This is a genomic window from Pseudooctadecabacter sp., from assembly GCF_020627745.1.
Lineage (GTDB): Bacteria > Pseudomonadota > Alphaproteobacteria > Rhodobacterales > Rhodobacteraceae > Octadecabacter.
Window position 1 is genome coordinate 1 of the sequence record NZ_JAHDGE010000031.1, and the last position, 21988, is coordinate 21988.

A 21988-nucleotide genomic window follows, 5' to 3' on the forward strand; every position below is an offset into this window, starting at 1 on the left:
TGGCGGAGGCTCAGGGATTCGAACCCTGGGAGGACTTTCACCCTCGTCGGTTTTCAAGACCGGTGCATTCGACCACTCTGCCAAGCCTCCGCTGGGGGCCATCTTTAGGGACTGTCGTTTGATTCTGAAAGACGCAAGATGCACGGGTCCCAACCTGCAATCCATGCGTAGAAATCCGCCGAAACTGTCGTCAAACCCTTCCCTCGAAGGGGCTTGGGCGCTAGAGTTTGCCAAAGCGGCGCAGACCTGTGCGCCTATCGACAACGACAAGCGTTCGCAAAGGGCGCAGCGACCGGCAAAACCGGCGCAAATATGAGGGCAGATTATGTCGGGCAAGACATTGGGATCACTGAACAAATCCGGGGCCGCCGTGGCGCTTGTATCGCTGATGGCATTGACCGCCTGTGACGAGAACGGCGAATTTGCCTTCCCTGCACTGGGGCAAGCCGCCGAGAACGAAACCACCGTGACCGCATCGCAAAGCGTGCAACTGGTGGAACGCGACGTTGAGGCACCCGATGCATTTCAGGTGACGGAACCGGGCCTGTGGGACGGTCGCCCGTCGCTGGGCGGCGTCTGGGTCGCACACCCCGATGTGTCCGAACCCGAACGGGTGATCATCCGCAACCAGACCAACGGCACCTTTGTCATTGGCGCATTGTTCCGGCGCGAACGTGAAAATCCGGGACCGGCATTGCAGGTCTCGTCCGATGCGGCCTCCGCCCTTGAGATGCTGGCCGGTGCACCCGCCACCCTGCAGGTCACGGCCCTGCGCCGCGAAGAGGTCGCCGATGTGCCGCAGGCGCAGCCGACGTCCGACTTCGCAGCCCCTGACGACATTACCGCACCAACCGTGTCTGCCGCGCCGCTTGATGCGGCCGATCCGATAGCCAGCGCCGCTGCGGCGATTGACGCGGTCGAGGCGGCAGCCCCTGCCGCGGCCCCGCCTCCAGTTGCGCTCCCGGCCCCCGCACCTGCCCCTGCCGCTGTGGCTTCCACTTTGGACAAACCCTTTATCCAGCTTGGTATTTTCTCGGTCGAGGACAACGCGACAGGCACCGCCGACCGGATGCGCGCGAATGGCATCGTGCCGACTGTGCTTGAACAGACCAGCCAGGGCCGCACGTTCTTCCGCGTGATTGTCGGGCCTGCCACATCCGAGGCCGAGCGCGCCGAATTGCTGCGGCAGGTGAAGGCGCAAGGCTTTGAAGACGCCTATTTCGTGACAAACTGATCCTGACTGCGAGGTCTCATGCTCCGCTTACTTGCTGCCCCCTTTGTTGCCCTCACCCTGACAACCTCCGCCGCGCAGGCACAGGCGTTCGACACGCGGGCGACGGCGGCCTTTGTCATGGACCAGACCACCGGCACGGTTCTGCTGGACAAAAACGCCGATGAACCGCTGCCGCCCGCATCCATGTCCAAACTGATGACCACTTACATGGCGTTCGAGGCGATTGCCGAAGGGCGCCTGTCCGTGGACGAGGAACTGCCCGTCTCTCAACATTGTTTCGAATACACCGGATCGACAATGTTCCTGAACGTCAACGACCGCGTCCGCGTCGAGGACCTTTTGCGCGGGATTATCGTGCTGTCCGGCAATGATGCATCCTGCGTGATTGCCGAAGGCCTCGGCGGGTCCGAGACAACCTTCGCCCAACAGATGACCGTCAGGGCGCGGGAAATGGGGATGATGAATTCCACCTTCGCCAATTCGAACGGCTGGCCTGCGGTGGGGCATCGCATGTCCATGCGTGACATCGGCATTCTGTCGAACAGGCTGATCACCGATTATCCGACATTCTATCCGCTTTTTGCAGAGGAACGGTTTGATTACGACGGCGAACATCCCGCCAATGTGCGCAACCGCAATCCCTTGCTTGGCCTTGGCATCGGCGCGGACGGTTTGAAAACCGGTCACACCGAAGAGGCCGGATACGGTCTGGCGGGTTCAGCCAAACAGGGCGACCGCCGTATCATCTTTGTCATCACCGGTCTGGACAGCGCGCAGGCCCGTGCCGAAGAAAGCCAGCGGATCGTGAACTGGGCCTTCCGCCAGTTCTCCCAGCGTGATCTGGCAGAGGCCGACACCATGATCGCAGAGGCCGAGGTCTGGATGGGCGAACAGCCCTCCGTCGGCCTCGCGCTGGCAGAAGACCTGTCCCTGCTGGTGCCCAATACCGGTGCCTCCGACATCGCCGCCGAGGCTGTTTTCGACGCCCCGATCGCGGCCCCGATCACCGCAGGCGACCGTTTGGGTGAACTGGTGATCCGTCTGGACAACCTGCCCGAAACGCGCCTGCCCCTTGTGGCAATGTCGGATGTTCCGGAAGGCGGCTTTAACACCCGCCTGCGCACCGCTGCGGATGTTCTTGTGGCACGGATCATGGCCGACGACACGGCCACCACCGACGCGGTGGCGGAGTAGCCGATGGCCCGTGGCGGCCCATCGGGCCTGTTCATCAGCTTCGAAGGCATCGACGGATCCGGCAAATCGACCCAGTCTCGCCTGCTGGCCGAGAGGCTGTCCGATGTGCTGCACACCCGTGAACCCGGCGGCAGTGCGGGGGCCGAAGAAATCCGCACCCTGCTGCTAACGGGCGATCCCGACCGGTGGTCTGCCGAAACCGAAATTCTGCTGTTCACCGCTGCCCGTCGCGACCATCTGGAAAAGACGATCCAGCCCGCCTTACAAGCAGGCCGCACTGTGATCTGCGACCGTTTTGCGGACAGCACCCGCGTCTATCAAGGCGCCACGCGCGGTGATCTGCGCGCCACCGTGGACACGTTGCATGACGTCATGATCGGACGAGAACCTGATGTGACATTCATCATCGACATGGATCCCGAAACCGCCCTTGCACGTGGTCTGGCGCGCCAATCCGGCGAAGACCGGTTTGAAGACATGGGGCTGGCCTTTCAGGAAACTTTGCGCCACGGGTTTCTGGCCTTGGCCAAGGCCAACCCCGACCGCTGCATCCTCATCGACGGCAACCGTGAACCTGCCGCCATCGCTGCCGAAATCGCAGCCCATGTGGCCGACCGCGTGGCGCTTGCCTGATGGCCACCGCCCCCGAAGACCGCCCCCTGCCCGACCAGATCGAAGGCGCCCCGCACCCGTCCGAAACTGCCGTCCTTTACGGCCAGTCCCGCGCCGAGGCCGATTTTCTTGAGGCGTTCACCACAGGCCGTTTGCATTCCGGCTGGCTGATCACCGGCCCCCGCGGTGTCGGAAAGGCGACGCTGGCATGGCGCATGGCCGCGTTTTTGCTATCGCAGCCCTTGGTGACGGCGGACGACATGTTCGGCGCGCCGCCCCCGCCCACGACATTGGACGTGGACGACGCCCACCCCGATATGGCGCTGATCCGGTCGGGCGCGCACCCCCGTTTGTTCATCCTGCGCCGCGCATGGGACGACAAGACCGACAAACTGAAATCCGTCATCACCGTCGACGAAGTCCGCAAGCTGAAGAACTTCTTCGCCATGTCCGCCGCCGACGGTGGTCGCAGGGTGGTGATCGTCGACCCGGCGGACGAAATGAACGTCAACGCCGCCAACGCGATCCTGAAACTGCTTGAAGAACCGCCCGCCGACGCGGTGATCTTGCTGATTTCGCACGCGCCGTCCCGCCTTCTGCCCACGATCCGGTCGCGGTGCCGCGAATTGCGCTGCGGCCTGCTGTCCGCCGAAGACATGACCGCCGCCCTTGCGCAATCGGGCATCCACACCGACGCGGGCGAAGCCCTCGCCGCATTGTCCGGCGGCTCCGTGGGGGAGGCGATCCGCCTGACCAACCTGGACGGGCTCTCGCTCTATTCAAACCTCGTGTCGCTTTTCTCCACCCTGCCCAATTTCGACCGCCCCCGCGCGTTGGCCATGGCGGACAAATGCGTCGGCAAAGCAGGGGCCACACGGTTCGAGTTGACACTGGACCTTATCGACAAATTCCTCACCCGAACGGCGCGCGCAGGCCTGCACGGCCCCCCCGATATTCAGGCCGCACAGGGGGAGGCCTTGTTGCTGTCAAAACTCTCCCCCAACGATTACGCCGCACGCCGTTGGGCGCAGGTCGCCCAAACCGTGTCCGACCGCACCCGCCACGGCAAGGCGGTCAATCTTGACCCTGCCGCGCTGGTCCTAGATACGCTGTTTAGGATCGAAAAAGCCGCGCTGGACGTGGCTGCCGCCTAGGGGCCCCCATGACCACACCACAGATCGTCGACAGCCACTGCCATCTGGATTTTCCGGATTTCGACGACGAACGCGCTGCCGTCATCGACCGCGCCGTTGACGCCGGCGTCGCCCGCATGGTCACGATCTGCACCAAGCTGCGCCTTGAACCGCAGGTCCGCGCCATCGCAGAGGCCCACGCGCCGGTGTTTTATGCCGCAGGCACCCACCCCATGTCCGCCGCAGACGAACCCTTGGTGTCGGTCGAGGACCTGACAGCCCTTGCCGCCCACCCCAAATTCGTAGGGATCGGCGAAAGCGGGCTGGATTACCACTACACCGCCGACACGGCTGAGGTTCAAAAGACCTCCCTCAAGATCCACATCGAAGCCGCACAAGAGACCGGCCTGCCGCTGATCATCCACAACCGCGCCTCCGACGATGATATGATTGCCATTTTGACGGACGGCATGGCCGCGAAACCCTTTGCCTGCGTGATGCACTGTTTTTCCAGCAGTGCGAAACTGGCCGAAGCCGCCATCGAGATGGGCTTCTACCTCAGCATGTCGGGGATCGCCGCCTTCCCCAAATCGGGCGATCTGCGCGATATCTTCGCGAAGGCCCCCGTGGACCGTATCTTGGTGGAAACCGACAGCCCCTATCTGGCCCCACCGCCCCACCGTGGCAAACGCAACGAACCGGCCTACACCGCCCACACCGCGAAAATCGGGGCGGAGGTCTTCGGCCTCGACTATGCCGCCTTCGCCGCCCAGACGACCGCCAACTTCGACCGCCTGTTCGCCAAGGCCGCAGGATGGCGGCCATGACGACGACATTGCGCATCTTAGGCTGTGGATCGTCCGGCGGCGTTCCCCGCTTGGGCGGTCACTGGGGCGAGTGCGATCCCACAAACCCCAAAAACATCCGCAAACGCTGCTCCCTTCTGGTGAGCCGGACAGGGCCAAACGGTACAACCCGCGTCCTCATCGACACCTCACCCGATCTGCGTCAACAACTGCTGGATGCGGACGTGGGCGAACTCGACGCGCTGGTCTACACCCACGCCCATGCCGATCACGTCCACGGCCTCGATGACATCCGCATGATCGTCTACAACATGCGCCAACGCCTGCCCGTCTGGGCCGATGGCGACACGGGCAACCAACTGCTGGCGCGCTTTGGGTATGCCTTCGTGCAACCCGCAGGGTCCAGCTATCCCCCGATCTGTGACCTCAACACCATCAAGGGCGACGTCATCATCGACGGCGCAGGCGGCCCGATCACATTGACACCGTTTGAAGTCGAACACGGCAACATCGACGCCCTTGGTTTTCGCATCGGCAACGCCGCCTACCTTCCAGACGTCTCCGACATCCCGGACGGTGTCTGGCACCATCTCGAAAACCTTGACCTGTGGATCGTGGACGCCCTGCGCCGCGACCCGCACCCGACCCACGCGCATTTGGAAAAGACACTCGCCTGGATCGACCGCGTCCAGCCCAAACGCGCCGTCCTGACCAATATGCACATTGATCTGGACTACCAGACCCTTGCCGATGAAACCTCCGACCACATCCAGCCCGCCTATGACGGTCTGACCCTGACCCTTGCGGACTAGCGCCGCCCCCCGTCTTCATCTGGCCCGAAAAACTCCCCCCGGAGGGCCGGCCAGCCATAACCGCAGCCCTCTCGGACAGCGTCGCCAAAATTGCGGAATTTTGGCCGCCCGCCCGCCGCAGGCGCTGCCATGACCGACATTCTCACCATCATCCTGCCGGTCTTCATCGTCATGGCCTTTGGCTATGCCGCGGTCTGGGGAAAGCTGTTCAGCGATGACCACGTGGACGGCCTCATGCGTTTCACGCAGACCTTCGCGATCCCCTGTCTTCTGTTCCGCGCGATCTCGACTCTCGATCTGGGACAAAACTTCAACGCGCCCATTCTGGTCAGCTTCTACACAGGCGTCGTCGCGGCCTTTCTTCTTGGCCTTGCCGCCGCGCGCCTTTTGTTCAACCGCACGTGGGAAGACAGCGTCGCCATCGCGTTTTGCTGCCTGTTCTCCAACACCTTGCTGTTGGGCCTGCCCATCACCGAACGCGCCTATGGCCCCGATGCGCTGTTGGGCAATTATGCGATCATCGCGCTTCATGCGCCCTTCGGCTACATGCTGGGGATCACCGCGATGGAACTGGCCCGTGCCCGTGGCACGGCCCTGCGATACCTGCCTGCCAAGGTCGGGCGGGCCATGTTTTCCAACGCGCTGGTCTTGGGGATCGGTGCGGGGCTGATCGTCAATCTGGGCCAAATCCCCCTGCCGTCCGTCTTCACCGACGCCGTAGATCTGATGACCCGCGCGGCCCTTCCGGCGGCGCTTTTCGGCTTGGGCGGCGTCCTCTACCGTTACCGCCCCGAGGGCGACATGCGCACGATCCTGTTCGTCTGCGCCGTGTCCCTCATCGTGCATCCGGTCATCACCTACACGCTTGGCACGACCGCAAATCTGACCACCGACGCGCTGCGGTCGGCGGTCGTGACAGCCTCCGTCGCGCCGGGCATCAATGCCTATGTCTTCGCCAATATGTATGGTGCCGCAAAACGGGTTGCGGCCTCATCCGTGCTAATCGGGACAGCACTTTCGATCATAACCACATCCGCGTGGCTGACGATCCTGCCTTAGCTGCGAAAACCGCTTTATGTTACCGCAAACAACGCTATGTAGCGGGCAACTTCAACGACTCACACACAAGGGGCAGCCATGACCGATTGGTGGCGCGACGCGATCATTTACCAAGTCTACCCGCGGTCCTATCAGGACAGCACCGGCGACGGTGTGGGCGACCTGAACGGCATCACCCGCCGCCTGCCCCATATCGCGGGTCTAGGCGCCGATTGTGTCTGGCTGTCGCCCATCTTCATGTCCCCGCAAAAGGACATGGGATATGACGTCAGCGACTATTGCAAAATCGACCCTCTCTTTGGCGATCTGGACGATTTCAAAGGTCTGATCGACACGGCCCACGAACTGGGGTTGAAAGTCATCACCGATCAGGTGCTGTCCCACACGTCAGACCAGCACGAGTGGTTCAAGGCGTCGCGCAAGGACCGCACCAATGACAAGGCCGATTGGTATGTCTGGGCCGATCCGCTTCCCGATGGATCCCCCCCCACCAACTGGCACAGCCATTTTGGCGGCCCCGCGTGGGAATTCGACCCCGGCCGTGGGCAGTATTACCTGCACAATTTCCTCGCCTCCCAACCGGATCTGAACTTCCACAATCCGGACGTGGTCAATGCGATCCTTGAGACGTGTAAATTCTGGCTCGACTTCGGGCTGGACGGGTTCCGTCTGGACACGGTGAACTACTACTTCCACGACCAAAAACTGCGTTCCAACCCCGCTGCCAATGCGGCCCCACAGGTCATGGCCACCGACCTTTATGGGATGCAAAAGAACATCTACAACAAGACGCGCCCTGAAAATCTGGGCTTTCTGGAACGTCTGCGCACACTGACAGATCAGTATGACGACATCATGATGGTCGGTGAAGTCGGCGAAATGGGCGACCGGTCGATTGAGATTATGGGCGAATACACCCAAGGCACCGACCGGCTGCACATGGCCTATTCCTTTGCGATGCTGGGCCCTGATTTCAACGCCAAACATTTCCGCAACTGCATCGAAGGGTTTCAGGCGGGCGCGCCCGATGGTCACCCCTACTGGTCATTCTCGAACCACGATGTGCCGCGCCACGTGACCCGCTGGCTGGACCATGCCACGGATGAGGACGCCATCGCGCGGCAGGCCGTGGCCATGCTCATGTCGTTCCCCGGCACCATCGGCATCTATCAGGGCGAGGAGTTGGGCCAGACGGAAACCGACCTCACCTATGATGAACTGACCGATCCGCCCGCCCTGCGCTATTGGCCCGCCGTCAAGGGCCGTGACGGGTGCCGCACGCCGATGGTCTGGGAAAAGGACGCCGCAAACGCAGGCTTTTCAGATGGTACTCCGTGGTTGCCTGTCAAAGCCCCGCAGGCGGCCAATGCCGTCGACCAACAAGGCGACGACAGCGTGCTGGCCTATTATCGTGAGGTCATCGCCTTCCGCAAAGCCTCCGCCGCGTTGTCCGGCATCAAGACGACTTTCATCGACCTGCCCGAACCGCTCTTGGCGTTTCACCGGATCAGTGACGCGGAAACGCTGACCTGCGTGTTTAACCTGTCCGCCGATGACCATAGCCTGACGGTCAGCGACACGGAGATTACCGGCCCTAACAACGCCAGCATCGACGGCACAACGCTCACCCTGCCAGCCAATGGCTACGCCTATCTGACGGGCAAGGTGACGTTCACTTAGGTGATCACATCAGGCGCTGTGCGGCCGGTCATCGCGACCAGATCGGACAGCGCCAAGGCGGCGTCGTTGATGGGTTTCAAGACCTCAGCCGGGTCAAGGTCGAAGCGGCTGGCGTCGGTTTCCAGCTGTTCGAGGTATAGCCGGATCGTGGCCCCCACGGTGCCTGTGCCGGACAAGCGGAACACCGCACGGCCCCCGCCCACAAACCCGATCCGCAGACCTTGGGCCGCCGCATGGCTGCCATCCACCGGATCGTCGTAGGAAAATTCATCGGCCCATTCGACGGTTTGACCTGCCACGTCAGTACCTGCCAAACCGGCCAATTTATCGCGCAGGGCGTCAAACATGGCGTTGGCCTTGTCCGCCTCGACGTCTTCGTAATCATGACGGGTGTAGTAGCAGCGCCCGTAGTCGCGCCACATTTCTTCCATCAGGTCGGCCACGGACATCTTGGTTTCAGCCAGAATGTTCAGCCACAACAGAACCGCCCATAGCCCGTCCTTTTCGCGGACATGGTCACTGCCCGTGCCTGCGGATTCTTCCCCACAGAGCGTGACCTTGCCTGCATCCAGCAGCGTGCCGAAAAACTTCCACCCCGTGGGCGTTTCGTAACAGCCGATCCCCTTGGCGGCTGCCACGCGGTCCACCGCACCAGAGGTTGGCATTGACCGCGCGACCCCGGCCAGCCCCTTGGCATAGCCCGGTGCCAGATGCGCCTTGGACGCCAGAAGCGCCAGTGAATCAGACGGCGTCACATAGGCACCACGCCCCACGATCATATTGCGGTCGCCATCCCCGTCGGAGGCCGCGCCGAAATCCGGCGCATCATCTGCATACATTACTTCCATCAAATCCTTGGCCCAGATGGGGTTCGGATCAGGATGGCCGCCGCCGAAATCCTCCGACGGGACGCCGTTCATGACCGTGCCCTTGGCGGCCCCCAAACGGCCTTCAAGGATGGCGGTCGCATAGGGGCCGGTAACCGCATGCATGGCGTCGAATTTCATGGTGAAGCCACCGGCGAACAAGGCGGCGATTGCGTCGAAATCGAACAGGTCTTCCATCAAGGCGGCGTAGTCCGTGACCGGATCGACGATCTCGACCACCATATCGCCAAGGTGGCTTTCACCCAAGGTGCCAAGGTCTGCGTCCGTGGCCTCAAGGATGTGATACTCCGCGATGTCTTGCGTGCGTGCGAAAATCTCGGCCGTGATGGTCTCACTCGCCGGGCCGCCGTTGGCACCGTTGTATTTCAGCCCGAAATCCGCATCCGGCCCACCGGGGTTGTGGCTGGCCGACAGGATCAACCCGCCGCTCGCGCCCCGTTTGCGGATCAGGTGGGAGGCCGCGGGCGTGGACAAAATCCCGCCCTGCCCCACGATACAGCGCGCCGCACCGCCCGCCGCCGCCATGCGCAAAATCACCTGAATGGCGCGGTCGTTGAAATACCGACCGTCACCGCCCACCACCAGGGTTTTGCCAGCCACACCACCGGTGCCATCAAAAATGGCCTGCACGTAGTTTTCAAGGAAATGCGGCTCCATGAACACCTTCGTGCGCTTGCGCAGCCCCGACGTTCCCGGTTTTTGTCCAGCAATGGGCTGGGTCGTGACGGTCGTGTGGGTCATGGTCGTCTCCTTGAAATTACGGATCGTCTGTGCGGACCTCAACGAAGACTACAACAGATTCCGACGCGATTGTCGTGCCTTGATATAGGCCCACCACATCCGGTTGTGCGGTATCAAACCCCCGACGCCAGACAAAATCCGGACGCGGGTCGGGCAGGACAACATCCACGTCCTGACCTGCATTCAATACAACCAGCAAAGCGCCCTCACGTTCCACATATTCCGGCGTGCCGGACGCGGTGCGCAGTTCTGCAACGATGACCCGAAGGTTGGCATCGTTCCAGTCCGACGCCCCCATGGCTTCGCCATCCGCCCGCCGCCAGAACAAATCCGGCGCGCCGTCAATCAGCCGGGGGCGCGAATGCAGGAACCGGCGTTGCCGAAGGATCGCGTGCGACTTGCGAAACGCGATGGCCTTCTGGCAAAAGGCCGTGAATGCCTCATCCGTGTCGGACCAGTTGACCCAGCCGATCTCATTGTCCTGACAATAGGCGTTGTTGTTGCCGCCCTGAGAATTGCCCAATTCATCCCCCGCCAGCAGCATGGGCGTGCCTTGGGACAGCATCAGCGTGGCGATCATGTTGCGCCGTCTTCGGGCGCGCGCCTCGACCAGATCATCCGACGGGCCCTCGTGGCCCATGTTGTCGGAATGGTTGTTGGAATGGCCGTCGCGGTTGCCCTCGCCGTTGGCGTCATTGTGTTTGTCGTTGTAGCTGACCGTGTCCATCAACGTGAACCCGTCATGGGCCGTCAGAAAATTGACAGATGCCGTGGGCGCGCGCCCGTCGTGGTCAAAATAGGGGGCGGAGCCTGCCAGCCGTTCCGCCATCGCCTTCACCATCCCGCCGTCGCCGCGCCAGAACCGGCGCGTATCATCACGGTATTTGTCGTTCCATTCCACGAAAGGTGCGGGATAGGCACCCAGTTGATAGCCGCCCGGCCCCAGATCCCACGGCTCCGCGATCAGTTTCACGCGGTTCAACACAGGATCCTGCCGGATGGCGCGGAAGAAAGGACCGTCACGGTCAAATTGTCGGTCGGTGCGCCCCAGCGAGGAGCACAGATCAAAGCGGAAGCCGTCAACGCCCATGACTTCGACCCAATAGCGCAGGCTGTCCATGACAAGCCGCAGGGCGAAGGGGTTTTCGAAATTCAACGTGTTCCCGCAACCGGTGAAGTCCGTGTAGAACCGCTTGTCGTCCTCCAACAGATAATAACTGGCGTTATCAAGGCCACGGAACGACAGGGTCGGCCCCAACTCATTCCCTTCGGCCGTGTGGTTGTAGACCACATCCAAAATCACCTCGATCCCGGCAGAGCGGAACCGCGCAACCATCTGCTGGAACTCCGCGATCTGGGCGTGCTGCATGTAGCGCGGATCGGGGGCGAAGAACCCGTAGGTCATGTAGCCCCAGTAATTCGTCAGCCCTTTGTTGACCAGAAACTGGTCATTGAGGAACGCCTGCACGGGCAGCAATTCCACCGCCGTCACGCCCAGCTTGGTCAGGTGATCCAACATGGGCTCGGACGACATCGCCAGAAACGTGCCCGGTGCATCCACGTCGCGCCGTTCCGCGGTCAGGCCCTTGACGTGGGCCTCATAAAACACGGTGTCGGACATGGGCGTTTGCGGGCGGCGACTGCTGCCCCATGTAAAGGCGGGGTCCACCACCACGGATCGGGGCATATAGGGCGCACTGTCCGTGCGGTCCATCGCCAGATCCTTGGTTTTGGCCTTCAGGTCATATCCGAACAGGGCGTCATTCCACGTCGGATGCCCCGTCAGCTGCTTGGCATAAGGATCAATCAGCAGTTTGAAAGGATTGAACCGGTGCCCCTCCTCGGGTTTGTACGGCCCCTGCATCCGAAACCCGTATTGCTGGCCGGGACGCATGCCGGGCATATAGCCGTGCCAGACATGGCCCTCGCGTTCGGGCAGCCGCACAATCTGGCTTTCGTTGCCCTCATCGTCGAACAGACACAGGCTGACCTGTGTGGCATGTCTTGAGAACACGGCGAAGTTCACGCCATCCCCGTCGAACGTCGCACCAAGGGGCGAGGAGACCCCCGCACGGATGGCAAAGTGACCTGACATTAATTACCCTTTCAGGGCTGACCTGTACAAAGCGGCATAATCCGCAGCAGAGGTTTCCCACCCCACGGGCTGTTTCATCCCGTTGCGCTGCAGCATTGTCCACGTAGCCTTGTCTTTGAACAGATCGCAGGTGCGCGTCAATGCGTTGGCAAAGGCATCTGCCGTAATGGGGCTGAATTGCACACCGGTTGCTACTTTTCTAGCCATAGCAGCCGGATTCGCGGTGATTACGGTATCCGCCAGCCCGCCGGTCAGGGCCACAACGGGCACCGTGCCATACCGCAGCCCGTAAAGTTGGGTCAGACCACAGGGTTCAAACCGGGACGGCACAAGGATCGCATCACCCCCTGCCATCATCCGGTGGGACAACCCTTCGTCATAGCCGATCTTGACGGCGACATTGGGGTCATGGGCCGCACGTTCCAGCAAAGCGACCTCAAGTTCGGTATCGCCAGACCCCAGCAGCGCCAGTTGCCCGCCCCGCCCCGTCAGCGCGCCCAGCGCGTCAAGAAGCAGGTCGATGCCTTTCTGATGGGTCAGCCGCGACACCAGTACGCACAACGGCCCGTCGCTGTCCGGCAGTCCGAATTCCGCGCGCAAGGCGGCCTTGGCTTTGGCTTTGCCTTTGGGGCTTGTGTAATTTGTGACCTCGGGGTCGGTGGCGGGGTTCCAGACCTCGGTGTCGATGCCGTTGACGATGCCCGACAGATCATCCTTACGCGCCTGCAAAACCCCGTCCATGCCCATGCCAAAATGCGGCGTCATCAATTCTTCAGCGTAAGTCTGCGAGACTGTGTTTATCTTTGTGGCACCGGTCAGACCCGCCTTGAGGGCGGACACCTGTCCCCAGAACTCAAACGTGTCAGACGAGAACCGCCAGTCATCAAGGCCCAATGCGCCCATGCGGCTGGCATCCGTGTTGCCGTGAAATGCGATGTTGTGGATGGTAAAGACGAAGGGCACCGTGCTGCCCATCTCATAAAGGTACTCCGGCGTCAGCCCCGCCTGCCAATCGTGCCCGTGCACGATATCCGGCGTCCAGCCGCCCGCGCCTTGGACGGCAATATGGGCCGCCGCGAAACACAACGCCGCAAAGCGCGCGTCGTTGTCTTTATGGTCGCGCCCTTCCTCGGTCACGTAAGGCCCGCCCGTGCGGTCGTAAAGATGATCCGCCTCCAGGATCAACAGATCAAGCCCCGCAACCGTGGCCGCCAGAACCCGCGCAGGCCCGCCGAACAAATCCTTGAACGACACGACAGCCTTGGCTTTGCCGACCTTTGACACAACCGACGGATAGCCCGGCAACAGTGTCCGCATCTCAACACTTTGCGCCGTCAACGCGGCAGGCAAAGCACCTGCCACGTCGGCCAATCCCCCCGTCTTCACCAACGGCGCACATTCCGATGCGACCGAAAGAACCTTTATCATTGTGCGGCAGCCCTCGCGTCGAGCATGGCTTGCGTAATCAGGGTCACGCCCTTGTCGGACACGCGGAACCACTTGGCGTCTTCGGCGGGGTCCTCACCCACAACCAGCCCCTCGGGGATGCAGACATCACTGTCGATCACCACCTTACGCAGCCGTGCGTGGCGGCTGATCACCACGTTCGGCAGGACCACTGCATGATCCAGAACCGCGTAGGAATTGGTGTGCACATTGGTAAACAGGCAAGAATTGCGTACCTCGGTCCCCGAAATGATGCAGCCGCCCGAAATCATCGACGAAATCGCCATCCCGCGCCGGTCTTTTTCGTTGTGAATGAACTTCGCCGGTGGCACGCTTTCGCTGTAGGTCCAGATAGGCCAGTTCTTGTCCCACAGGTTCAGATCGGGCGTGAAATCCGTGAGGTCGATATGCGCCTCCCAGAAGGCGTCAACCGTGCCCACGTCCTTCCAATAGACCGGCGCGCCCTCTCCCCGCACGCAGCTTTCGTCGTAGCGGTGCGCCATGGCCTTGCCGGATTTCACGATATCGGGGATCAGATCGTGCCCGAAGTCATGGGAGCTTTCGACATTGCTGTCATCATCCGTCAGCAGCTTGCGCAGAAAATCCCAGTTGAAAACGTAAATGCCCATGGATGCCAGCGCCTTGTCCGGATCCTCTGGCGTGCTGGGCGGATCGGCGGGTTTTTCCAGAAAAGACGTGATCTGGCCGGTGTCGTCCGTGGCCATGACGCCAAAGGCCGTGGCCTCCATCCGGGGCACGGTCAGGCACCCGACGGTCACATCCGCCTTGGTTTCCACATGCTGACGCAGCATGATTTCATAATCCATCTTGTAGATGTGATCGCCCGCCAGAATGATCACGTAATCCACATCATAGCTGTCGATGATGTCGATGTTCTGGGTCACCGCGTCCGCCGTGCCCTGATACCAGTTTTCATTATTGCCCCGCTGGGACGCAGGCAGAATATCCAGAAATTCGTTGCGTTCGGCGCGAAAGAACGTCCAGCCGCGTTGCAGATGCCGGATCAGGCTGTGCGCCTTGTACTGCGTGGCAATCGCCATCTTGCGGATGCCGGAATTGAGCGCATTGGACAGGGCAAAGTCGATAATCCGTGCCTTTCCGCCAAAGGGCACGGCGGGTTTCACGCGGCGGTCGGTCAATTCTTTCAGACGGCTGCCGCGCCCCCCTGCCAGCACGAACACCATGGACCTTTGTGTCAGTCGTTTCTGTTCCATCTCGTTTCCCCCTCCAAGGTTATTGTTTGGCGTGGCGCAGGACCACCACGCTCAAAGGTGGCAGGACGATCTCGACCGACTGGTCATGACCGTCGCGCGGTTCGGGGCGTGATTTCACACCACCCAGATTGCCGCGGTTTCCGCCGCCATAATTCGTTGAATCGCTGTTGAGGACTTCGTCCCATTGCCCCGCGTGAGGCACCCCAATGGCGAACCCTTCCCGCAACACAGGCGTGAAGTTGCACATGACCACAACAGGCGCATCGCCGTCGCGGCCATAACGGACATAGCCCAGCGTCGATTGGCCCGCGTCCCCGTTTAACCACGAAAATCCGGACGGGTCGCAATCCTTGACGTGCAACGCAGGTTCCGTCGCATAAAGCCGGTTCAGATCACGCACCAGTTCGCGGACCCCTGCATGGGCAGGCTCATCGGCAGCCCCCCAGTTCAGGTCCGCGTTGTGGTTCCATTCCTCGGGCTGGGCAAATTCACAGCCCATGAACAACAGCTTCTTGCCCGGATGGGTCCACATATAAGCATAGTATGCTCGTAGGTTCGCGAATTTCTCGCTCTCGTCGCCGGGCATTTTGGCAATCATGGAGCCTTTGCCATGCACGACTTCGTCATGGCTGATCGGCAGGATGAAATTCTCCGAATATTGCCACATCAGCGGACGGGTCAGATCGTCATGGTGATACTGGCGGTAAATCGGGTTCTTCTCGATGTAGGACAGGGTGTCGTTCATCCATCCCATGTTCCATTTGTACCCGAATCCGAGGCCACCGGAGTCCACCGGTTTCGACACGCCGGCAAACGACGTGCTTTCTTCGGCCACCGTCATGACATCGGGATGTTCGCCGTAAACGGTCGCGTTCATCTCTTGGAGAAAGGCAATCGCCTCGTAATTTTCGTGCCCGCCGTCCTTGTTGGGGATCCATTCCCCTTCCTTGCGGGAATAGTTGCGGTACAGCATCGACGCCACCGCATCCACCCGCAGGCCGTCCAGATGGTATTCCTCCATCCAGTACAATGCGTTGGCCACCAGATAATTGCGCACCTCCGTGCGGCCGTAATTGTAGATCAGCGTGTTCCAGTCCTGATGAAACCCTTCGCGCGGATCGGCATGTTCATACAGATGTGTGCCGTCGAAATGGGCCAGTCCATGCGCATCCGTCGGGAAATGCCCCGGCACCCAGTCCAACAGCACGCCAAGCCCCGCCTGATGGGCCGCATCCACAAAATCGCGAAATTCATGGGGCGGGCCAAAGCGGATCGTCGGCGCATAAAGCCCGACCGGCTGATAGCCCCATGATCCGTCAAAGGGGAATTCGGAAATGGGCAGCAGTTCAATATGCGTGAACCCCATGTCCTTGACGTAAGGCACCAGATCACGGGCGAGTTCTTTGTAGGACAACGGCCTGCCGCCCTCATCATACCGCCTGCGCCATGACCCGAGGTGAACCTCATAAATCGACACCGGCGCATCCACCGCGCCCTTGGCACGCCGGTCGTCCATCCACGCACCGTCGTCCCAGCCGTAGCCGTCAATATCACGCACCACGCTGGCCTGTTCGGGTGGATGCTGGGACCCAAAGCCCACAGGATCGGCCTTTTGAACCAGCGATCCGTCCGCGCCCAGCACTTCGTATTTGTACAGGTCCTGATCGCCGACACCGGGCAAGAAAATCTCCCACACACCGGACTGACCAAGGGACCGCATCACGTGGCGTCGACCGTCCCACATGTTGAAATGGCCCACCACAGACACCCGCCGCGCGTTGGGGGCCCAGACGGCAAAATGCGTGCCCTGCACCCCTTCATGGGTCATCACATGTGCGCCCAGCGCCCGCCACAGCTGTTTGTGGGTCCCTTCGCCGATGAGGTATTGATCAAAGTCGCTCAGCACCGGTTCGAACCCGTAAGGGTCGGCGGTGACATTTTCGGTTCCGTCTGCATAGCGGACGACAAGTGTGTAGTCCCCGTCCGGCACGACCCCCCCAAAAACGTCCCCCTGCATACGTTCGAGACCAACGTCGGTCTTTCCGGTACGGGCGGACACCTCTGTCGCATCGGGTTGAAATGTGGTGATCCAGCGTTGCGTGCCGGATGTGTGGGGGCCAAGACACGCGAAAGGGCGGCTGTGACGCCCCGCGTTCACGGCATCCAATGCGTCTTTGCTCAGATGGTCAGGCCGGGCCTGCATGTGCGTCGTGTCGGTCGTCGCAGGTTTTGAACCTGTCGCCATAATGCCCCCGGGTCTTCATGTTCAAATCATGAAACGCCACGCTACACACAAAAGTTCCGCCGCGCAAAGCGCGCAAGTCAACCGGGGTGTCGGGGAAAGGATGGTGCGGTCGGGGGGACTCGAACCCCCACGAGTGTTACCTCACAGCGACCTCAACGCTGCGCGTCTACCAATTCCGCCACGACCGCACTGTCTTAGGCTAGGTGGGGGTGCTTTAGACAACCGCGCGACGGATGTGAAGCTAAAATTTCTGTGCGCTGCGACACAGCCGCCCGATGGCACCGCGCGCTAGGGTTTCGGGGCGCAAGACATCCGCCAGACCGAAGCCCGAAGCAAAGGACCAACCATGACCAAACCCTTTCCCCTGCACGATGCACAGGTCCAGATGACCCTTGCTGCACTGGCCTATCTGGACGACACGGATCCGACCGGCCGGACCATTCCTCCCGTCAGCGACGTCAAAAAGGCGCTGATTGCCGGACTGGCCAACTGTGACTTTTCGACAAAAGGCGAATGGACCCTCGCATGGGGACCGATCCAGACCCATGGCACCGACAATCTGGTCTATGTGGCCCGCAATGAAACAGACAAGACGCTTGCGGTATGTCTGCGCGGAACGACAACCCAATGGCTGTCCCGTCTGGAAGACATTCCCACGTCCCAACGCCGCTTCCCCACCGCCAACACCTCCGGCGCAAAGGTTTCGTCCGAATTTTTCACCGGTCTGGTCGAGATGCTGGCCGCGGTCGACCCCGACCAATCCACAACCTTGCAGGACTATCTGGCCACACAGGTCGCTGCGGGCTTCGGCACCGTTTTTGTGAATGGTCATTCGCAGGGTGCCGCACTTGTGCCGATGATGATGGCGGCCCTTCAACTGGGCTGGGCGCGCCGTCCGGGCCTGCGGGCCGCTGTCAGGGGCTTTGCCTTTGCCCCGCCGACTTCGGGCAATCCCGCCTTCGCAGACTGGGTCAACCGGTCGCTCGATTGCTGGTTTGTGATCAACCCGCTTGATATCGTGCCGCTGGGATACGCCAATATCCACGATGTCACCCGGCGCCAGATCCCCGGCCCCCTGACGCTGGAAGAGGAATTGTATGTGCCAGCCCTGGTCGATGCGGCAGCAGCACTGGCATGGGCGGCCGGCACATGGGCGCAACCTGACCAGCGGGCGATGACCCAGATGGTCCATGAGGAAAACGAGGGATTTTTCGACATGGTCATCGACCAGCACAATCACAACACCTATCTGGTCATGCTTGGGGCCACCCCGCTGGTTCCCTTTGGCCAGACGGGGGCCAGCCCCTTTGCGCCCGGCTCGATCCCGCTTCCCCATATCACCAACGTGCCGGTCGGCCCCTGATCCGTCGCCCCCGTCGTCTTTGTCACCCCCGTCGCACGTGCGCCTGCACGTGCCTGCCTCCGTATTGACGATCCTGCACCGGCCTGACATGTCTCGCGGACCGCACCGGCATGGCAGGGACGAAAGGACGGGGCCGCCGCCCCGACATCACAAGACATGGTAGACTGGATCACCACCGACGGCCTGACCCCCTACGCCGATGCCGTAGCCTTCATGGAAGACCGCGCCGATGCCATCGCGCGCGATGCGGCCGATGAATGTGTCTGGCTGGTCGAACATCCCCCGCTCTATACGGCCGGAACCTCCGCCAAAGCGGCGGACTTGACTGATCCCGACAGGTTTCCGGTGCACATCACCAAACGTGGCGGGCAATACACCTATCACGGACCGGGCCAGCGCGTGGCCTATGTGATGCTGGATGTGGGCCGGCGCGGACACGATGTGCGCCGCTTTGTGCAGGACCTTGAACGGTGGGTGATCGCCACCCTCGACCGCTTCAACGTCAAGGGCGAGATCCGCGAAGGCCGCGTGGGCGTCTGGGTGCAGCGCAATGACAAACCACCCACCGTGACAGGCCCGGCGGAGGACAAGATTGCCGCCATCGGTATCCGCCTGCGCAAATGGATCAGCTTTCACGGCATTTCCATCAATGTCGAACCCGATCTGGACCATTTCAGCGGGATCGTGCCCTGCGGAATAACCGACCACGGCGTGACATCCCTTGTCGATCTTGGCCTGCCTGTGACCATGGCGGACGTGGATGTGGCCCTGCGCCAGACGTTCGAGGACAGCCTTACCCCCCGTTCCGGCCCCTAGGGAAGCCGCATTTGCACGGAACGGATGGCCCCTTGCGGCGTTAGGAGGTCAGAGCCATGCGAAAGACCACCACACCATGACGCTTTCCGAAATCATCGTTCTTGCCTGCGTCGCGTTGGTCATGGTCATGACGCTCGTTCCGTTTGTGAAATACCCGCACGGCCTGATCCGCGGACCCGAATTTGTCCGGCTGCAACTGATCGTCGCCGCATTGGTTCTTGCGGCGGTATCGCCCTTCGTGCTGTCCGGTACGCCCTTGATCGTGGTGGACATTGCCCTTGTCGTGATTGCGGCGATCAATGCGGTCTTCGTGCTGAAATTTACCCCGCTCTGGCCCAAACAATCGGCCACCGTCGCCCCTGACCTGCGCAACCTTACGGACAGGCAGTTGATGGTTCTGACCGCCAACGTCAAAATGTCCAACCGAGATTATGATGCCACGCTTGACCTGGCCCGTGACGAACAGGCCGACATTCTGGCACTGATCGAACCGGATCAGCCTTGGATCGACGCGATGGGCCCCCTGCGACAGATGTATGATCACCATATCGAACTGCCAAAGGACACCGGTTACGGGCTTGCCCTTTATTCCAACCTTGCCCTGTCCGACACGCAGGTCCGCGATCTGGTGACCAAGGGCGTGCCGTCGATCACCACAACCGTCACCCTGCGGTCCGGCGACCGGATCGCCCTTTATATCATCCACCCCGAACCGCCCACTGCGCAGGATCACACCACCGGACGCGACAGCGAAATCGCGGCCGCCGGCCTTGAAGGCGCACAAGGCGACCTGCCCTGTATCATCGCCGGTGACCTGAACGATGTGGCATGGTCCCACACCACACGCCGGTTCCAGCGGATCACGGGCCTTCTCGACCCGCGCGTGGGGCGCGGCTTTTTCAATACATTCAATGCGTTCTATCCGTTTTTCCGCTGGCCGCTGGATCATCTGTTTCATGACCCACGGTTTCGCTTTGTCGCGATGCGCCGGCTGCGCAAGATCGGGTCGGACCACTTTCCCATTTCTTTCACCCTCGCTTTGGCCGAATCAAAGCAGGGCGATGTTCCCCCGCCCTCCGAAAACGAAATCGAGGACGTGACCGATATGATCGAAGAGGAAAAGGCCGTCGTCCGCACGCCCATCGGCACAGACTGGGAGACCAGCGACTGACCGCCAAAGCGCGGACACTTTGCCCTGTTGCTGCCTTTTTGTCCCCGCACTGCTGCCTTAACCACGCGTTAAACCGGTTGAAGTAGTGCAGTTAGCCGTACCTTCAGGTTGTGTTTTATTCCCATGGTCAGTTCGTCCAAACGTTCCCTTTATAGTTTGTTTTTTGTCTGTCTGCTGGGATACTCTGCGGTTCTGTCGGTTCTGGCCGCCATGTCGGTCCAGTCCGCCGACCTTTACGCAGGATGGGTTGCTGCGGAATTCCTGCACATGGGGCGCCCCGATCAGGTTTACCCCGACATAACCCACGGGTTCGACATGACAACGCCACCGGACTGGTGGGCGCATGTGTCCGCCACAGACCCCGACGCGCGGATATTCCCCTACCTCTACCCTCCGCTTTGGGTTGCGCTTTTGCGTCCTGTCACCGAGATGACGACATTTGCGGCGTTGGACGGCATCGTCATGGGGCTGCATCAGGCGCTATTGGTCGGGATGATCTTTCTGGCCAGCCGCATGTGCGGCACAAGGGGCCTCACGCAGCTGGCCTTTGTGGCCCTGACCTACACCGCATTGACGCTGTCCTTTCCGGTCGCCCGCGCGCTTGAGGAAAACCAGCCGCAAATCATCGTAAGCTTCCTCATTGTTCTTGCGTTTGAACGCGCGCAGGCAGGGCGGTTACGCACCTCGGGTGCGGTTCTGGCACTGGCCGCCGCGATCAAGCTTTACCCCCTTCTTTTCGTGGTGATCTATCTGGGTCGCAAACAATGGTCAGCTGTCGCCAGCTTTGGTGTGGCCGGTGGGCTTCTGGGTCTGGCGTCCATCGCGCTGGCGGGTTGGCCGCTGCATCAGGACTACCTGCACCTTGTGGGCGCTTTGACCAGGTCGGTGGTTGTCAGCAACATGTCAATCTCTCTGGATGCGCTTGTTGCGGGAACCGGACTGTCCGACGGCCTTGTCAAAGTCATCCCCGACAATCTTGAGGGTACAAACAAGGGCTGGCACGTGATCGACAAATCGGCGGTCTGGCGCATGGCCTCTGCCGTCGCCACGTGTGTGGCACTGGCGGCCGTTGGCGTGCTGGCGGCCTGCCGTCCCAAAGACGCGCTGGTGCTGCCTGTGGCGGCCATCGCGCTGGCCCTTCTCAGCCCGCTCAGCTGGGCCTATACCTATCTGACTGCATTCGTTTTTCTGGCCGCTTTGCCGCTGCGACTTGGGGGTGTGGGATACGCGGTGGTGGTGGCATCGGCCCTCTTCTTTCACCGCGCCGCTCCTGTGGGGCTTCTGGGCACCCTCCAGTACGGGCTGACGGTGGCATGGGTCATCACGATTGTGGCGATGCTGCTGCTGGGCGCGGCCTTTGTCTGCGCCGTCCTGCGCCGCCCCGCGACAAACGCGCCCACCCGTGCCCCTGCGCCATTTTTACCCATGCAAAAACCTTTCTGACCGCTTGCCCTGTGGC

Annotated in this window: 16 protein-coding genes, 2 tRNA genes and 1 pseudogene; 12 read left to right on the forward strand and 7 right to left on the reverse strand. The window is 61.4% G+C overall.

Annotated features, from left to right (window positions below; translation table 11 throughout):
• Positions 1-90: transfer RNA gene (locus QZ653_RS11735), tRNA-Ser, on the reverse strand.
• 235 nt (positions 91-325) lie between these two features.
• Between QZ653_RS11735 and QZ653_RS11740 the strand changes: the two genes are divergently transcribed.
• The 8 genes from QZ653_RS11740 (at position 326) to QZ653_RS11775 (ending at position 8530) form a co-directional block, all read left to right on the forward strand.
• Positions 326-1234 carry an SPOR domain-containing protein gene (locus QZ653_RS11740; protein WP_296420279.1) on the forward strand — a complete coding sequence of 303 codons (909 nt, stop codon included), beginning with the start codon at positions 326-328 and terminating at the stop codon, positions 1232-1234.
• 18 nt (positions 1235-1252) lie between these two features.
• A complete protein-coding gene (locus QZ653_RS11745; protein ID WP_296420280.1) occupies positions 1253-2428 on the forward strand; it encodes a D-alanyl-D-alanine carboxypeptidase family protein in 1176 nt (391 codons plus the stop codon).
• 3 nt (positions 2429-2431) lie between these two features.
• Positions 2432-3061 (forward strand): dTMP kinase, encoded by a 630-nt coding sequence (gene tmk, locus QZ653_RS11750; RefSeq protein ID WP_296420281.1) that lies wholly within the window; start codon positions 2432-2434, stop codon positions 3059-3061.
• Complete coding sequence (locus QZ653_RS11755; RefSeq protein ID WP_296420282.1) at positions 3061-4194, forward strand: DNA polymerase III subunit delta'; 1134 nt, start codon at positions 3061-3063, stop codon at positions 4192-4194. The genes tmk and QZ653_RS11755 overlap by 1 nt, the downstream gene beginning before the upstream one ends.
• A gap of 8 nt (positions 4195-4202) precedes the next feature.
• Complete coding sequence (locus QZ653_RS11760) at positions 4203-5000, forward strand: TatD family hydrolase (protein ID WP_296420283.1); 798 nt, start codon at positions 4203-4205, stop codon at positions 4998-5000.
• A complete protein-coding gene (locus QZ653_RS11765; protein ID WP_296420284.1) occupies positions 4997-5791 on the forward strand; it encodes an MBL fold metallo-hydrolase in 795 nt (264 codons plus the stop codon). The genes QZ653_RS11760 and QZ653_RS11765 overlap by 4 nt, the downstream gene beginning before the upstream one ends.
• A 129-nt stretch (positions 5792-5920) precedes the next feature.
• Complete coding sequence (locus tag QZ653_RS11770; RefSeq protein ID WP_296420285.1) at positions 5921-6850, forward strand: AEC family transporter; 930 nt, start codon at positions 5921-5923, stop codon at positions 6848-6850.
• A 78-nt stretch (positions 6851-6928) separates the two neighbouring features.
• A complete protein-coding gene (locus tag QZ653_RS11775; RefSeq protein ID WP_296420286.1) occupies positions 6929-8530 on the forward strand; it encodes an alpha-glucosidase in 1602 nt (533 codons plus the stop codon).
• On the opposite strand, the gene QZ653_RS11780 is transcribed toward QZ653_RS11775, so the two are convergent.
• The 6 genes from QZ653_RS11780 to QZ653_RS11805 all read right to left on the reverse strand — a co-directional run bounded on the left by QZ653_RS11780 (position 8527) and on the right by QZ653_RS11805 (position 17367).
• Positions 8527-10158: an alpha-D-glucose phosphate-specific phosphoglucomutase gene (locus tag QZ653_RS11780; protein ID WP_296420287.1), complete on the reverse strand. Its 1632-nt coding sequence runs from the start codon at positions 10156-10158 to the stop codon at positions 8527-8529. The two genes, QZ653_RS11775 and QZ653_RS11780, sit on opposite strands and share 4 nt — an antisense overlap.
• Positions 10159-10174: 16 nt before the next feature.
• Positions 10175-12253, reverse strand: coding sequence for a glycogen debranching protein GlgX (glgX, locus tag QZ653_RS11785; RefSeq protein ID WP_296420288.1), 2079 nt, complete (start codon positions 12251-12253; stop codon positions 10175-10177).
• 3 nt (positions 12254-12256) lie between these two features.
• Positions 12257-13681: a glycogen synthase GlgA gene (gene glgA / locus QZ653_RS11790; RefSeq protein ID WP_296420289.1), complete on the reverse strand. Its 1425-nt coding sequence runs from the start codon at positions 13679-13681 to the stop codon at positions 12257-12259.
• Positions 13678-14934 (reverse strand): glucose-1-phosphate adenylyltransferase, encoded by a 1257-nt coding sequence (glgC, locus tag QZ653_RS11795; RefSeq protein WP_296420290.1) that lies wholly within the window; start codon positions 14932-14934, stop codon positions 13678-13680. Before glgC ends, glgA begins: the two co-directional genes overlap by 4 nt.
• Before the next feature lie 19 nt (positions 14935-14953).
• Positions 14954-17179, reverse strand: coding sequence for a 1,4-alpha-glucan branching protein GlgB (gene glgB, locus QZ653_RS11800; protein ID WP_296420291.1), 2226 nt, complete (start codon positions 17177-17179; stop codon positions 14954-14956).
• A gap of 101 nt (positions 17180-17280) precedes the next feature.
• Positions 17281-17367, reverse strand: a tRNA-Leu gene (locus tag QZ653_RS11805).
• A gap of 158 nt (positions 17368-17525) precedes the next feature.
• Between QZ653_RS11805 and QZ653_RS11810 the strand changes: the two genes are divergently transcribed.
• The 4 genes and pseudogenes from QZ653_RS11810 to QZ653_RS11825 all read left to right on the forward strand — a co-directional run bounded on the left by QZ653_RS11810 (position 17526) and on the right by QZ653_RS11825 (position 21972).
• The gene (locus QZ653_RS11810; protein WP_296420292.1) at positions 17526-18542 is read left to right on the forward strand and encodes a lipase family protein; all 1017 of its coding nucleotides are present in this window, start codon (positions 17526-17528) and stop codon (positions 18540-18542) included.
• 153 nt (positions 18543-18695) lie between these two features.
• Positions 18696-19358, forward strand: a pseudogene (gene lipB / locus QZ653_RS11815) (lipoyl(octanoyl) transferase LipB); the annotation flags it as partial.
• Between the two features lie 76 nt (positions 19359-19434).
• On the forward strand, positions 19435-20529 hold the full coding sequence (locus tag QZ653_RS11820; protein WP_296420293.1) for an endonuclease/exonuclease/phosphatase family protein: 1095 nt from the start codon (positions 19435-19437) through the stop codon (positions 20527-20529).
• Positions 20530-20739: 210 nt separating this feature from the next.
• A complete protein-coding gene (locus QZ653_RS11825) occupies positions 20740-21972 on the forward strand; it encodes a glycosyltransferase family 87 protein (protein WP_296420294.1) in 1233 nt (410 codons plus the stop codon).
• Positions 21973-21988: the final 16 nt, after the last annotated feature.